This is a genomic window from Curtobacterium sp. MCPF17_011, assembly GCF_003234145.1.
GTDB lineage: Bacteria > Actinomycetota > Actinomycetes > Actinomycetales > Microbacteriaceae > Curtobacterium.
Genome location: NZ_QKSK01000009.1, coordinates 41,968 through 56,179, shown reverse-complemented (window position 1 = coordinate 56,179; position 14,212 = coordinate 41,968). Strand labels below are relative to the sequence as shown.

Sequence of the window (14,212 nt, the reverse complement as noted above, 5' to 3'; positions counted from 1 at the left end):
CCGCGGCCCGGGGATCCGGCCCGGTGATGGCCGGATCACTAGACTCGGAGCCCTCATGATGCAGCGAATCGACCTCCGTGGCGGGCTCCCCGGCCGTGCCGAACTCCTCCGACTCATGCCGCGTGCCGCAGGCGACGTCGGGCATGCGGTGGACGCCGCACGGGTGCTCGTCGACGACGTCCGCGACCGCGGTGCCGACGCGCTCCGGGAGCAGGCCGAACGCTTCGACGGGGGCGCACCCGAGCACGTCCGGGTGCCGGCCGCCGAGATCGCCGCCGCCGTCGCCGGACTCACCCCCGAGCTCCGTACCGCGCTCGACGAGGCGATCCGCCGCGTCCGCGCCGCGAGCGCCGCGCAGGTGCCGTCGCCGTCGGTGACCACCCTCGCGGACGGCGCCGAGGTCCACCAGCGCTGGCAGCCGATGCGTCGTGTCGGGCTCTACGTGCCCGGTGGCAAGGCGGTCTACCCCTCGAGCGTCGTCATGAACGTCGTGCCCGCCCAGGTCGCCGGCGTCGGGTCGATCGCGCTCGTGTCCCCGCCGCAGCGCGACCACGGCGGCGCGGTGCACCCGACGATCCTCGCTGCGGCAGGGCTCCTCGGCGTGCAGGAGGTCTACGCGATGGGCGGTGCCGGCGCGATCGGGGCGCTGGCCCACGGCGTGTCGGAGATCGGCCTCGAGCCCGTCGACCTGGTGACCGGTCCGGGCAACAACTACGTCGCGGCCGCCAAGCGCCTGGTGCGCGGCATCGTCGGCATCGACTCCGAGGCCGGCGCCTCGGAGATCCTCGTCATCGCCGACGACACCGCCGACGCCGGGAACGTCGCGGCCGACCTCATCAGCCAGGCCGAGCACGACGAACAGGCCGGCAGCGTCCTCGTCACGACGTCGGCGGCGTTCGCCGACGCGGTGGAGGCGGCGATCCCGGAACGGACGGCGGTGCTCGTGACGGCTGCGCGCCTCCAGACCGCCCTGGACGGACCGCAGTCGGTGATCGTCCTGGTCGACTCGCTGACCGACGCCGCGACCGTGAGCAACGCCTACGGGCCGGAGCACCTCGAGATCCAGACGGCGGACGACGACGCGGTGCTCGCCGACATCGACGCCGCCGGTGCGGTGTTCGTCGGACCGGACACCCCCGTCAGCCTGGGCGACTACCTCGCCGGGTCGAACCACGTCCTGCCGACCGGCGGCCAGGCGCGCTTCGGGGCCGGGCTGTCCGCGTCCACCTTCCTGCGCCCGCAGCAGGTGATCCGGTACACCGCGGCCGCCCTGGCCGAGGTCGCGCCGCACATCGTCGCGCTCTCGACCGAAGAGCAGCTGCCGGCGCACGGTGCCGCCGTGTCCGAGCGCACGAACCGCTAGCCTGAGGGCGCCATGTTCTGCCCCTTCTGCCGCCACCCGGACTCCCGTGTCGTCGACTCCCGGACGAGCGACGACGGAACCTCCATCCGCCGACGCCGCCAGTGCCCGAACTGCGGACGACGGTTCTCGACCACCGAGACCGCCTCACTGAACGTGGTGAAGCGCAACGGTGTCCTCGAGCCCTTCAGCCGCGAGAAGATCATCTCGGGCGTGCGGAAGGCCTGCCAGGGTCGACCCGTCACCGACTCGGACCTCGCGGTGCTCGCGCAGCGTGTGGAGGAGATCGTCCGGTCCTCCGGCGCGAGCCAGATCGAGGCGAACGACATCGGTCTGGCGATCCTCGGCCCGCTGCGCGAACTCGACGAGGTCGCCTACCTGCGGTACGCCAGCGTCTACCAGGCGTTCGACTCCCTCGAGGACTTCGAGGACGCCATCGGCCAGCTGCGCATCGACCACCACAGCGCGTCCGGTGCGGATCGTCCCGCGGACGGCGCCAGCGCGTGAGCGGCCTGGAGTCCCTCGTCCGCGCCGGGTACGGGATGGTCTTCCGGAACGTCTTCGCAAAGATGGACCCCGAGCGCGCGCACCACCTGGCGTTCAGCGTCATCCGGCTCCTCCCGCACGTGCCCGTCATCGGTGGTGCCGTGGAGCGGTACGCCAGGCCCTCCGCCGAGGACGGCATCACCACGATGGGGATCCACTTCCCGTCCCGCTTCGGTCTGGCCGCCGGGTTCGACAAGGACGCCCGTGGCATCGCCGGACTCGGCGTCCTGGGCTTCGGGCACGTCGAGGTCGGCACCATCACGGCGCGCCCCCAGCCGGGCAACGAACGACCCCGGCTGTTCCGACTCATCCCGGACCGGGCGCTGATCAACCGGATGGGGTTCAACAACCACGGTGCCGTCAAGGCCGCCGGCCGACTCGAGCGTGCGCGCCGCAACCCGGGCCGACCGGTGATCGGCGTCAACATCGGCAAGAGCCGCGTCGTCTCCGTCGACGACGCGGTCGAGGACTACCTCGAGTCCGCGCGGCTGCTCGCCCCCTTCGCCGACTACCTGGCCGTCAACGTCAGCTCGCCGAACACCCCGGGCCTCCGCGGCCTGCAGGAACTCGACCAACTCCGACCGCTGCTCGCCGCGGTGCACGACGCCGCCGGCCGGACGCCGGTCCTGGTGAAGATCGCCCCGGACCTGACCGACGAGCAGATCGACGCCATCGCCGGACTCGCGGTCGAGCTCGGGCTGTCCGGGGTCATCGCGACGAACACGACGATCGAGCGCACGGGCCTCACCACGCCCGATGCGGACGTGCAGGCGATGGGTACCGGGGGACTCTCCGGAGCGCCGCTCGGTGCCCGCTCCCTCGAGGTCCTGCGTCGCGTGCGCGCTGCGGTGCCCGCCGGGTTCTGCGTCATCGCGGTCGGTGGCGTCACCTCCGAGGCCGACGTCCAGGCCCGGATCGCCGCCGGTGCCACGCTGGTGCAGGGCTACACGGCGTTCCTCTACGAGGGGCCGACCTGGGCGATGCGCATCAACCGGTTGCGGCGGAAGCGCCTGCGGCGACGCTGAGGCCGCGCCTGGCAAGTGGCTTCGTGCGGCGCGTCGCGGCGCCGGCGTCTCGGTGAGACGCCGCGCTCCGCGCGAGGCGCCGCCTTCCGCGCGAGACGCCGCGCACTTCGGCGGCGTCTCACGCATACGGCGGCGTCTCGGCCGGGAGGCTCGTGGCGGGGCCGCCACGAGCCTCCCGTCGGCTGGGCGGGCGCTGGCGCCGGCGTCTCGGCGAGACGCCGCCTTCCGCGTGAGACGCCGCGGATTTCGGCGGCGTCTCACGCACTCGGCGGCGTCTCGGCCGGGAGGCCGGGCCGCACCGCCGGCCCCACACGACGCAGCGCCGCCGACCCGGAGGTCGACGGCGCTGCGGCGCTCGAACGGAACGAGGTCAGAGCGTCGGGTACTGCCCGCGCTTGACCTGCGGCTTCGGCAGGCGGAGGAACCGGAGCTGCCACGCACGGGTCAGGATGTAGAGGAAGTTCCCACGCTGGAACTCCTGCCCGGTCGCGGCGAACTTCCGGCGCAGCGCGAACCACAGCACGGCGCAGTCGAGGACGAACAGCAGCACGAACGCCCAGACGAACAGCAGTGAGTACGAGGCAGCAGCGGTCTGCGCCGCGAGGAACCCGACGAGCAGGAACAGGATGAGCACCGGCATCATGACCTCGCCCACGTTCCAGCGCGCGTCGATGTAGTTGCGGATGAACCGGCGCTGCTCGCCGCGGTCCTTGGCCGGCAGGTAGCGCTCTTCGCCGTTCGCCATGCCGACGCGGGCACGTTCGCGATCACCGTTCAGACGCGAGCGAGCGGCCTTCTTGTCCGCCGGGCTGTTGCCGACGATCGGGCGCTTGTTGGCGGCTTCACGTTCGCGGCGCGAGGGCGTGGGGCGACCCTTGCCGTGCGCGACGAGCTCGTCGTCGGCCGGGTTCACGGTCACGTTGGTCTTGGGGGTTGCCTTCGCCACGGTCGTTCCTAACGGCGCTCTGCGTGCTGGACGTCCTCTAGATTACCGGCCATGACCGACACCGAGAAGCACACCTCCGCAGCGGGGCCCCAGGCGCCCGCGACCGACCCCGCTCTGCTGGCGGCGCTGCGCGAGCACGTGCACGGCGCGCTGCCCGCCACGATCGCCGACCTGTCCGCACTCGTGCGCATCCCGTCGGTGTCGTGGTCGGCGTTCGACCCGGCGCACGTGCGCCGGAACGCGGAGGCCGTGGCCGAGCTGGTGCGCTCGACCCAGGTGTTCGACGAGGTCCGGATCGTGCGCTCCGCGGTCGGGGGCGACACGCCCGCCGACGCGGACACGGTGGCACCGGGCGACGAGTCCGTCGAGCTCGGGCAGCCGGCGGTCCTGGCGGTGCGGCCGGCCCGGAACGGCAAGGCGACGGTGATGCTCTACGCCCACCACGACGTGCAGCCCCAGGGCGACGACGCGCTGTGGGAGACGCCGCCGTTCGAGCCGACCCTGCGCGGCGACCGGCTCTACGGGCGCGGTGCCTCGGACGACAAGGCCGGCGTGATGACCCACGTCGCCGCACTCCGGGCCGTGCACGCCCAGTTCGGCGAGGACCTGGACGTCGGCATCGTGCTGTTCATCGAGGGGGAGGAGGAGTTCGGCTCCCGCTCGTTCCGCACCTTCCTGCGCGAGCAGCGCGAGCACCTGGCCGCGGACGTCATCGTCGTGGCCGACAGTGACAACTGGTCGACCGAGGTGCCGGCGATCACGGTGTCGCTCCGTGGCAACACGACGTTCAAGCTCACCGTGACGACGCTCGAGCACGCCAGCCACAGCGGCATGTACGGCGGCGCCGCCCCGGACGCGATGATGCCGATGGTGCGCCTGCTGGCCTCGCTGCACGACGACGACGGCGCGGTCGCCGTGTCCGGTCTGACGGCGCACGACGCCCCGGTGCCCGAGCGGTCCGAGTCGGACTTCGCGACCGAGGCCGCCCTGGTCGACGGTGCCCAGCCCGTGGGCAGCGGTCCGGTGCTGTCGCGGATGTGGTTCCAGCCGTCGATCACGGTGACGGGCCTCGACGTCCCGAGCGTCGCGAACGCCTCGAACACGCTGATCCCGACGGTCGCGGCGCGTGTGTCGGTCCGCGTCGCCCCGGGCCAGGCCGCGACGGAGGCCTTCGCCGCGGTGGAGGCCCACCTGCGTGCGCACGTCCCCTTCGGTGCCCGCATGGAGATCACCGAGGTCGACGCCGGCGACGGGTTCCTGGTCGACGCGACCGGCTGGGCCGTCCAGGAGGCCCGCACGGCCATGTCCGAGGGCTGGGGCGCGGCCCCGGTGGAGCAGGGCATCGGTGGGTCGATCCCGTTCGTGTCGGACCTGGCGGCGGAGTTCCCCGAGGCCCAGATCCTGGTCACCGGTGTCGAGGACCCCGACACGCGGGCGCACAGCCCGAACGAGTCCCAGCACCTCGGCGTGCTGCACCGCGCGATCGTCTCGGAGGCGATCCTCCTGGCACGGCTGCAGGGTCGCGGGTGACCCCCGTCCTCCGCAGGTCCTGGATCGGGACCCCGCTCGTCGGTGCACGTGCTTAGAATCGACGCGACGGCCGGTGAACGACACCGCCAGCAAGGGAGACGTCGATGAGCGACACCATCACGACCGAAGCAGCGACCGACGCCAAGTCGCACGGTGTGCTGCTGAGCGACGCGGCCTCGGCGAAGGTCGCCAGCCTGCTCGAGCAGGAAGGCCGCGACGACCTGCGCCTCCGCCTCGCCGTCCAGCCCGGCGGCTGCTCGGGTCTCATCTACCAGCTCTACTTCGACGAGCGACTCCTCGACGGTGACGCCACGGCCGAGTTCGACGGGGTGGAAGTGGTCGTCGACAAGATGAGCGTCCCGTACCTCGACGGCGCCACGATCGACTTCGAAGACACGATCCAGAAGCAGGGCTTCACGATCGACAACCCGAATGCGCAGGGCTCCTGCGCATGTGGTGACAGCTTCCACTGATCACCGGACGGGCTGGTCGCTGGGCCGCGGAACACGCGGGGGAGCGACGACACGCGAACGGGGAGCGGCCGAGACGGCCGCTCCCCGTTCGCGTTCCCGCATCTCGATCGTCACGGACATCACCGCCGACGCAGATGACCAGGGGAAACCGCCCCTCGCAGCGCCGTTTCCGTCCACAACGCGTGTCGGTTGTGCGCTCGGTGTCGATGGCTGCGAGTAGGCTAGGAGTGTTCCAACCAAGCTGGGAGTCACCCACGCGTCAGCCCTGCGGCTGACCTCGGTGCTCGTCGACGGGGTCACCGTCGGCGCCGGTCGCACGACGACCGGTTCCCGGGCCACGTCTTTCCGAGAGGTAACAGTGCGTTCGAATCGCCGTATACGTTGGGCGGCCGTGCCGGTGGCCGTCGGTCTGGTCATCGCACTGGCTGGCTGCACGCAGCAGCAGATGAACGGATGGCTCCCGGGCACGGAGCAGACGAAGGACGTCACCAACCACACGAGCCGCATCGTCGGCCTGTGGACGACGAGCTGGATCGTCCTGTTGGCCGTGGGTCTGATCGTCTGGGGCCTGATCATCTGGGCCGCGATCGTGTACCGCCGCCGGAAGGGCCAGACCGGCCTGCCGGTGCAGATGCGGTACAACATGCCGCTCGAGATCTTCTACACGATCGTGCCGCTGATCCTCGTCCTCGGCTTCTTCGCCTTCACCGCGAAGGACCAGGAAGCGATCGAGAAGCCGTTCGCGCAGCCCGATGCCACCGTGCACGTGTACGGCAAGCGCTGGGGCTGGGACTTCAACTACATCAACAAGGACAACCCGAAGGAAAGCGTCTACTACCAGGGCATCCAGGCCCAGGAAGAGGAGAACGGTGGCGGCGCCATCGACGAGTCGCTCCTCCCGACGCTGTACCTGCCGGTGGGCAAGAAGGTCGAGATCGAGCTCAGCTCTCGCGACGTCAACCACTCCTTCTGGGTCATCGACTTCCTCTACAAGAAGGACATGCTGCCGGGTCGTACGAACTACGAGTACTTCATCCCGGAGAAGGAAGGCACCTACCAGGGCAAGTGCGCCGAGCTCTGCGGTGAGTACCACTCCCTCATGCTCTTCCAGGTGAAGGTCGTGTCGCAGGCGAAGTACGACGACTACCTCTCGTCCCTCAAGGACCAGGGCAAGGTCGGTCTGCTCGGCAACGAGTACGACACCAACACGAACCAGCCGAACAACGAGGCGCCTGCCGAGGCGTCCAGCGAGAAGAAGTAAGGGCGCGTCTCAATGACAACGTCATTCGTCGGCCAGGCGACCACCAGGCCTTCGACGCCGGACTTCCAGGCGTCGAAGGTCGGCCGCAAGGGCAACATCATCGTTCGGTGGGCGACGTCCACCGACCACAAGACGATCGGGTACATGTACCTGATCACCTCGTTCCTCTACTTCCTGCTGGCCGGCATCATGGCGCTCGTCATCCGCGCGCAGCTGTTCGAGCCGGGGCTCCAGGTCGTCGCGACCAAGGAGCAGTACAACCAGCTCTTCACGATGCACGGCACGATCATGCTGCTGATGTTCGCGACGCCGCTGTTCTCCGGCTTCGCGAACGCGATCATGCCGCTCCAGATCGGTGCACCGGACGTCGCGTTCCCGCGTCTGAACGGCCTGGCCTTCTGGATGTACTTCTTCGGCAGCGCGATCGCCGTCGGTGGCTTCCTCACCCCGCAGGGTGCAGCCTCGTTCGGGTGGTTCGCCTACGCGCCACTGAGTGACACGACGTTCACACCAGGGCTCGGCGGGACTCTGTGGGTCTTCGGGCTCGGAATGACGGGCTTCTCGACGATCCTCGGTGCGGTCAACTTCATCACCACGATCATCACGATGCGTGCCCCGGGCATGACGATGTTCCGCATGTCGATCTTCACGTGGAACGTGCTCGTCACGAGCCTCCTCGTGCTGATGGCCTTCCCGGTCCTCGCCGCCGCGCTGTTCGGCCTCGGTCTCGACCGTGTCTTCGACGCCCAGATCTTCAACCCGGCCAACGGCGGTGCCCTGCTCTGGCAGCACCTGTTCTGGTTCTTCGGCCACCCCGAGGTCTACATCATCGCGCTGCCGTTCTTCGGCATCGTGTCCGAGGTCTTCCCGGTGTTCAGCCGCAAGCCGATCTTCGGCTACAAGACCCTGGTCTACGCGACCATCACCATCGCGGCCCTCTCGGTCACGGTGTGGGCGCACCACATGTACGTCACCGGTGGCGTCCTCCTGCCGTGGTTCTCGCTGATGACGATGCTCATCGCGGTCCCGACCGGCGTGAAGATCTTCAACTGGGTCGGCACCATGTGGCGCGGTTCGGTGACGTTCGAGACGCCGATCCTCTGGGCCATCGGCTTCCTCGTGACGTTCACCTTCGGTGGTCTCACCGGCGTGATCCTGGCGTCCCCGCCGCTCGACTTCCACGTGTCCGACACGTACTTCGTCGTGGCACACTTCCACTACGTGGTCTTCGGCACCGTCGTGTTCGCGATGTTCTCCGGCTTCTACTTCTGGTGGCCGAAGTTCACCGGCAAGATGCTGAACGAGCGCCTCGGCAAGATCCACTTCTGGCTGCTGTTCGTCGGGTTCCACACCACGTTCCTCATCCAGCACTGGCTGGGCGTCGTGGGCATGCCCCGTCGGTACGCGACCTACCTGCCGAACGACGGCTTCACCTGGATGAACCAGGTGTCGACGATCGGCTCGATGATCCTCGGCATCTCGTTCCTGCCGTTCATCTTCAACGTCTACGTCACCGCGCGGAACGCTCCGAAGGTGGCCGTCAACGACCCGTGGGGCTACGGCCGCTCGCTCGAGTGGGCGACCTCCTGCCCGCCGCCGCGTCACAACTTCACCTCGATCCCGCGGATCCGTTCCGAGTCCCCGGCGTTCGACCTGAACCACCCCGAGGCCGGCGTGCCGGTCGGCGTGGGCCCGGCGAAGGACGCACCTGACGCTCCGACCTACGACGCCGCGAAGGGCGAGGTGAAGTAGCCACCATGCGCGCCAACACCAATCTGTTCTGGATCCTGTTCGTCTTCTTCGTGCTCGCTGACGCCGCGTACACGATCTGGTCGATGATCTACTACGGCTCGGTCGAGTGGGTCGGCACCCTGTCGATCGGTCTGACCGGCATCATGTCCGCCTTCATCGCCTTCTACCTGGGTCGCGTCATGTCGGCCCAGGGCGGGGTGCTGCCGGAGGACCGCCAGGACGCCAACATCGAGGACGGCGACGCCGAGCTCGGGCACTTCAGCCCGTGGTCGTGGTGGCCGCTGTTCCTCGCCGCAGCGATCGCGCTCGTGTTCCTCGGGGTCGCCGCCGGCCTCTGGATCGTGCCGATCGGACTCGTGCTCGTCGCGATCACGCTCGTCGGCTGGGTCTACGAGTACTACCGCGGCAACTTCGGGCACTGACCCACGCCACACACGCTTCGGGCGGCACCATCTCGGTGCCGCCCGAACTGCGTCCGGGGCAGGCGGACCGCCGCCACCGGAAGCACGCACCGAACAAGAACACGTCCGACCACCATCTGGAACGGCCCGGGAATCTCCCGGGCACGATGGACCTTGGCTCCTGAGGACCGCATGACCGCGGCCGCAGGTCCTGCGGACCGTCCACAAGCGAAAGGAGTCACCTCCGGTGACTGACAAGCGCACGCTCATCATCTTCGGCGCGACCGGCGACCTCGCCTCCCGCCTCCTCCTGCCGGGTCTCGGCACCTTCCTGCAGAGCGGCCGTTCCGTCCCGGTCCAGCTCATCGGCACGGGCCGCAGCGCCCGCAGCGAGGAGCAGTGGAAGGACGTCGTCACGAAGTCGTTCGCGTCGCAGGACGTGGCCGGCCCGGAGGTCGATGCGACCATCGGTTCGACGAAGTTCATCCAGGGCGACCCCACCGACCCGGATCACCTGAAGGCCCTGCTCGACGCGGCCGAGGCCGAGCCGATCCTGTACTTCGCGCTGCCGCCGCAGATCGCCTCCGACATCTGCGAGGCGCTGCAGCACGTCGAGCTCCCCGAGGGCACGACGCTGGCGTTCGAGAAGCCCTTCGGCACCGACGTCGCCAGTGCCGAGGCACTCAACAAGACGGTCCTCGAGCTCGTCCCCGAGGAGCGCGTGCACCGCACCGACCACTTCCTCGGCCGCACGACGGTCCTCAACATCATCGGTCTGCGCTTCGCGAACCGCATGTTCGAGCCGATCTGGAACGCGGACAACATCGAGAAGGTCGACGTCTTCTACGACGAGACCCTGGGCCTCGAGAACCGCGCGCAGTACTACGACGAGGCCGGCGCCCTCGTCGACATGATCCAGTCGCACCTGCTCCAGATCCTGGCGCTCGTCACGATGGACGCCCCGGCGGCGATCGATTCCGTCGAGTTCCGCTCCTCGCTCGCCCGGGTCCTCCGCTCGACCCGCCTCAAGGGCGACGACGCGACCATCGCCTCCCGCCGCGCGGTCTACACGGCCGGCACGATCGACGGCAAGGAACTGCCGTCGTACCAGCAGGAGGACGGGGTCGACCCGTCGCGCGGGACCGAGACGCTGGCCGAGATCGAGGTCGAGGTCGACACCGCCCGCTGGGCCGGCGTCCCCTTCACCCTCCGCTCCGGCAAGGCGCTCGGCGCCAGCCGGAAAGAGGTGCTCATCACCTTCAAGCCCGTGACGCGCCTGCCCTCCGGTCTGACCGGGCGGCCGAAGGCCGACACGCTGCGCATCGTCCTCAACCCGGACGAGATCGAGCTGTCGGTCTCGGCCAACGGCGGCGGCAACCCGTTCGAGATGGGGCAGGTCACCCTGTCGTCCTCGTTCGACGACGGCGAGCTCACCCCCTACGGTGAGGTGCTGAACGGCATCTTCCACGACGACCCGCTGCTGTCCATCCGCGGCGACGTCGCGGAGCGCTGCTGGGAGATCGTCGAGCCGGTCGTCTCCGCATGGAAGTCCGGAGCAGTCCCGCTCGAGGAGTACCGCGCCGGTTCGCGCGGCCCTGCCGAGTGGGTCAGCTCCTCCTGACCGACGCGAGAACCGCATGACGGGAGGCCCGGTGCCAGCTGGCACCGGGCCTCCCGTCCGTGCGGGCGCACCGTCGGCAGAGTCCAACGGTGGGCCCGGTCGTGTCAGGCCGGCCGTCCGGCCCGCTCGCCCGCGCCGGTGACGCTCCACGTCCCGCCGTCGCGCTGCGCCGACCGCGTCCGGTGGCCGGCGGCCGCTCCCCGTGCACGTGCGATCGCATCGGCCGCGGTCACGAGGGTCAGGTGCGAGAGCGCCTGCGGGGTGTTGCCGATGTGGTGTCCGGTCGCGACGTCGATCTCCTCCGACAGCATGCCGACGTCGTTCGCGAAGCCGACCAGGACGTCCATGAGTCGTTCGGCGTCCGCGATCTGACCGGACCCCGCGTACTGCTCGACGAGCCAGAACGAGCAGGCCAGGAACGGGTGTTCCGCGCCGCTGAGACCGTCGAAGCCGGAGGACGTCCGGTACCGGAGCAGGAGCCCGTCGTCGCCGACGCGGAGGTCCTGCTCGATGGCCGCGACCGTGCCGAGCATCCGCGGGTCGTCCGGCTTGCAGTAGCCGATCTGTGGCAGGACGAGCAGGCTCGCGTCGACCTCGTCGGTGTCGTAGTGCTGCCGGTAGGCGCCGCGCTCGGCGTTCCATCCGTGTTCCTCGATCTCCGCGCGCACCTGGTCGCGCAGGGTCCGCCAGCGCTCGACGGGCCCCTCGAGGCCGAATTCCTCGCACGCGGCGACCCCGCGGTCGAACGCGGCCCAGATCATCGCGCGTGAGTGGGTGAAGTGTCGCCGCGGTCCGCGCATCTCCCAGATGCCGTTGTCGGGCTCCTGCCAGTGCTCCTCGACGTGGCTGAGGAGCGCACGCTGCAGGGACCACGAGGCGCCGCTCTCCTCGACGCCGAGCTCGCGGGCGTCGTGCAGCGCTGCCAGGACCTCTCCGAACACGTCGCCCTGGTACTGCGTGTACGCGCCGTTGCCGACCCGCACCGGCTTCGAGTCCGCGTACCCGGCCAGGTGGTCGAGCGTCCGTTCCGGCAGGTCCCGTTCGCCGGCGATGCCGTACATGATCTGCACGTCGTCGGGGTCACCCGCGATCGCGCGGAGCAGCCACGCCCGCCAGTGTGACGCCTCGTCGCGGTACCCGTGGGCGATCAGGGACGCGAGCGCCATCGACGCGTCACGCAGCCACACGAAGCGGTAGTCCCAGTTGCGTTCGCCGCCGGGGTCCTCCGGGAGGCTCGTGGTGGCGGCCGCCACGACACCCCCGGTCTCGGCGTGGGTCATGGCGCGCAGGTACATCAGCGAGCTGCGGACGGCGGACGCGTACCTGCCCTCGGCACGGGTGCGGGAGGTCCAGTCGTGCCACCAGTCGCGGGTGTGGTGCAGGGCGGCGCCGACGTCGAACGGCTCCGGGGGCTCACGGTGGGAGGGGTACCAGGTGAGGACGGTGTCGAGGACGTCGCCGTCCGCGATGGTCGTGGTGGCGGTGTGCCGGTGGTCGTCCGCCCGGAAGCGTGGGCCCCGGACGACGACGGCGTCCGGACCGGCGGTCGCGACGAGGACCGGTTCGTCGTCGTTGCCCACCTGACGGATCCAGGGCAGGACGTCCCCGTAGCCGAAGCGGATGCGCAGGACCTGGCGCATCTCGACCGTCCCGGTGAGCCCGCGGACCCGCCGGACGATGGTGGCCCGGTGCGCGTCGACCGGCATGAAGTCGGTGACCTCGACGACGCCGGTCGTGGTGGTCCACACGGTCGAGAGCACGAGGGAGTCGCCGTCGTGTCGGCGGACCGGGGTCGCGTCGGGGTCGGCGGGGCGGAGCGACCACTGACCGTCGTGCTCGTCGCCGAGCAGTGCCGCGAACGTCGACGCACTGTCGAAGCGGGGCAGGCACGCCCAGTCGACGTCACCGTCCCGGGTGACGAGTGCGGCCGTGTGACAGTCCCCGATGAGGGCGTGGTCCTCGATGCGCTGAGCCATGCCCTGATCGAACCACCCGCACCCCGGACGCGGCTGCGCTGAAGGTGCGTTCAGATCGCTCCCGGCATGACTTCGGCGGCGCGGCCGACAGCCGACAGCAGCCCGGGTCGGTTGAGAGCCCGGGTCAGTCGAGGTCGGCGATCCCGACGCGTCCGAGCTCGGTCCAGAGGCCGGCGCCGTCCGGGGCGTAGACCCACGGCACGGTGGAGTCCCGAGTGCGCTCCTGGGCGCGCGATCGACCACCGGCGAGGACGGCCTCGCTCGTCGACAGCTGTCGGATCGCGACCGCGGCGACGTTCTCGGGGTGCTCGCGAGCGAACTCGCCGTAGAGGTGCTCGTCGTGCTGTCCGTCGTCACCGACGAGCAGCCACTGGATGTCCGGGAAGTCCCGCGCGAGGCGCCGCAGGTTGTCCTGCTTGTGCTGCTGTCCGCTCCGGAAGAAGCGGTCGTGGGTCGGGCCCCAGTCCGTGAGCAGCAGGGTGCCGGACGGGTACATGTTCCGGGTCAGGAAGCGCTGCAGGGTCGGCGCCACGTTCCACGCACCGGTGGAGAGGTACACGGTCGCCGCGCCCGGGTGCTGCGCGAGGATCCGTTCGTAGAGGACCGACATCCCCGGCACGGGACGGCGGGCGTGTTCGGTGAGCACGAACGAGTTCCAGGCGGCGAGCATCGGGCGGGGGAGGCTCGTCACCATCACGGTGTCGTCGATGTCCGACAGCAGGCCGAAGCGGGTGTCCGGATGCACCACGAAGACGTCGGCGTCCACGTCGCGCATGCCGCCAGCGGACAGTCGGATCGTCTGCCAGCCCGGCTCGAGGTCGATCGGGACGATCGCGTCGACCACACCACCGCGGTCGCTCTGGACGGTGTGCGTGCTGCCGCCGGCCGAGATGGTGACCTCGGCGTGGTCGACGGCCACGCTCGTGAAGCTGCGCCACCCGCGGACGCCCGTGTACGAGACGTCCGACGCCAGGCCGCGGCGGGTCAGCAGCACCCGGCAGAGCACGCGGACCCACCCCGGGGCTCCGTAGCCCGTGTACGGGATGACGGTCGGGACCTGGCCGCGCTTCCGGGCGTGCTGTTCGCGGTACTCCTGCACGGCGTCCTCGATGCGGGCGGCCCGGTGCAGGATCGGCTCCGGGATCGCGGTCTCCCACTGCTGGATGCCCCAGGGCGACTGTTCGCGGCGGTCGTGCTCGCGTTCCACGGACCGTGCGTCCCGCTGCGGGGTGGTTGCCCGGGGCGCGGCAGGGTCCGGAGGCGTCGACTCGGGCATCGCACCATCATCCCATGCGGGGTGGTCCCGCAACGGGGTCATGGA

Annotated in this window: 12 protein-coding genes; 9 read left to right on the top strand and 3 right to left on the bottom strand. The window is 70.1% G+C overall.

Annotation, left to right across the window (positions count from 1 at the left end; genetic code table 11):
• Positions 1 to 55: 55 nt before the first annotated feature.
• Genes hisD through DEJ25_RS12310 form a run of 3 tightly spaced genes read left to right on the top strand, consistent with a single transcriptional unit; the run spans position 56 to position 2,931 of the window.
• Positions 56 to 1,363, top strand: a complete 1,308-nt coding sequence (gene hisD / locus DEJ25_RS12320; RefSeq protein WP_111044861.1) for a histidinol dehydrogenase — start codon at positions 56 to 58, stop codon at positions 1,361 to 1,363.
• A gap of 12 nt (positions 1,364 to 1,375) precedes the next feature.
• Positions 1,376 to 1,867, top strand: a complete 492-nt coding sequence (gene nrdR / locus DEJ25_RS12315) for a transcriptional regulator NrdR (RefSeq protein ID WP_110903118.1) — start codon at positions 1,376 to 1,378, stop codon at positions 1,865 to 1,867.
• Positions 1,864 to 2,931: a quinone-dependent dihydroorotate dehydrogenase gene (locus DEJ25_RS12310; protein ID WP_375334560.1), complete on the top strand. Its 1,068-nt coding sequence runs from the start codon at positions 1,864 to 1,866 to the stop codon at positions 2,929 to 2,931. Before nrdR ends, DEJ25_RS12310 begins: the two co-directional genes overlap by 4 nt.
• Before the next feature lie 370 nt (positions 2,932 to 3,301).
• Here the strand turns inward: DEJ25_RS12310 and DEJ25_RS12305 are convergent, their stop codons facing one another.
• Positions 3,302 to 3,877 carry a DUF3043 domain-containing protein gene (locus DEJ25_RS12305; RefSeq protein ID WP_258366248.1) on the bottom strand — a complete coding sequence of 192 codons (576 nt, stop codon included), beginning with the start codon at positions 3,875 to 3,877 and terminating at the stop codon, positions 3,302 to 3,304.
• Between the two features lie 51 nt (positions 3,878 to 3,928).
• On the opposite strand from DEJ25_RS12305, the gene DEJ25_RS12300 reads away from it, so the two are divergent.
• From DEJ25_RS12300 to DEJ25_RS12275, 6 genes are all read left to right on the top strand, one after another.
• Positions 3,929 to 5,407, top strand: coding sequence for a dipeptidase (locus DEJ25_RS12300; RefSeq protein ID WP_111044860.1), 1,479 nt, complete (start codon positions 3,929 to 3,931; stop codon positions 5,405 to 5,407).
• A gap of 104 nt (positions 5,408 to 5,511) precedes the next feature.
• Entirely contained in the window at positions 5,512 to 5,880 is a 369-nt protein-coding gene (locus DEJ25_RS12295; protein WP_110903120.1) for an iron-sulfur cluster assembly accessory protein, read from the top strand.
• A gap of 358 nt (positions 5,881 to 6,238) precedes the next feature.
• The gene (coxB, locus tag DEJ25_RS12290; RefSeq protein WP_110903121.1) at positions 6,239 to 7,141 is read left to right on the top strand and encodes a cytochrome c oxidase subunit II; all 903 of its coding nucleotides are present in this window, start codon (positions 6,239 to 6,241) and stop codon (positions 7,139 to 7,141) included.
• Positions 7,142 to 7,153: 12 nt separating this feature from the next.
• A complete protein-coding gene (ctaD, locus tag DEJ25_RS12285; protein WP_181421521.1) occupies positions 7,154 to 8,893 on the top strand; it encodes a cytochrome c oxidase subunit I in 1,740 nt (579 codons plus the stop codon).
• A gap of 5 nt (positions 8,894 to 8,898) precedes the next feature.
• The gene (locus DEJ25_RS12280; RefSeq protein WP_110903122.1) at positions 8,899 to 9,315 is read left to right on the top strand and encodes a cytochrome c oxidase subunit 4; all 417 of its coding nucleotides are present in this window, start codon (positions 8,899 to 8,901) and stop codon (positions 9,313 to 9,315) included.
• A gap of 226 nt (positions 9,316 to 9,541) precedes the next feature.
• Positions 9,542 to 10,915 (top strand): glucose-6-phosphate dehydrogenase, encoded by a 1,374-nt coding sequence (locus tag DEJ25_RS12275; RefSeq protein WP_111044859.1) that lies wholly within the window; start codon positions 9,542 to 9,544, stop codon positions 10,913 to 10,915.
• Between the two features lie 104 nt (positions 10,916 to 11,019).
• Here DEJ25_RS12275 and DEJ25_RS12270 read toward each other — a convergent pair whose 3' ends face one another.
• Positions 11,020 to 12,945: a glycoside hydrolase family 15 protein gene (locus DEJ25_RS12270; RefSeq protein ID WP_258366497.1), complete on the bottom strand. Its 1,926-nt coding sequence runs from the start codon at positions 12,943 to 12,945 to the stop codon at positions 11,020 to 11,022.
• A gap of 70 nt (positions 12,946 to 13,015) precedes the next feature.
• Positions 13,016 to 14,098, bottom strand: a complete 1,083-nt coding sequence (locus tag DEJ25_RS12265) for an App1 family protein (protein WP_375334559.1) — start codon at positions 14,096 to 14,098, stop codon at positions 13,016 to 13,018.
• Between the last annotated feature and the right edge of the window lie 114 nt (positions 14,099 to 14,212).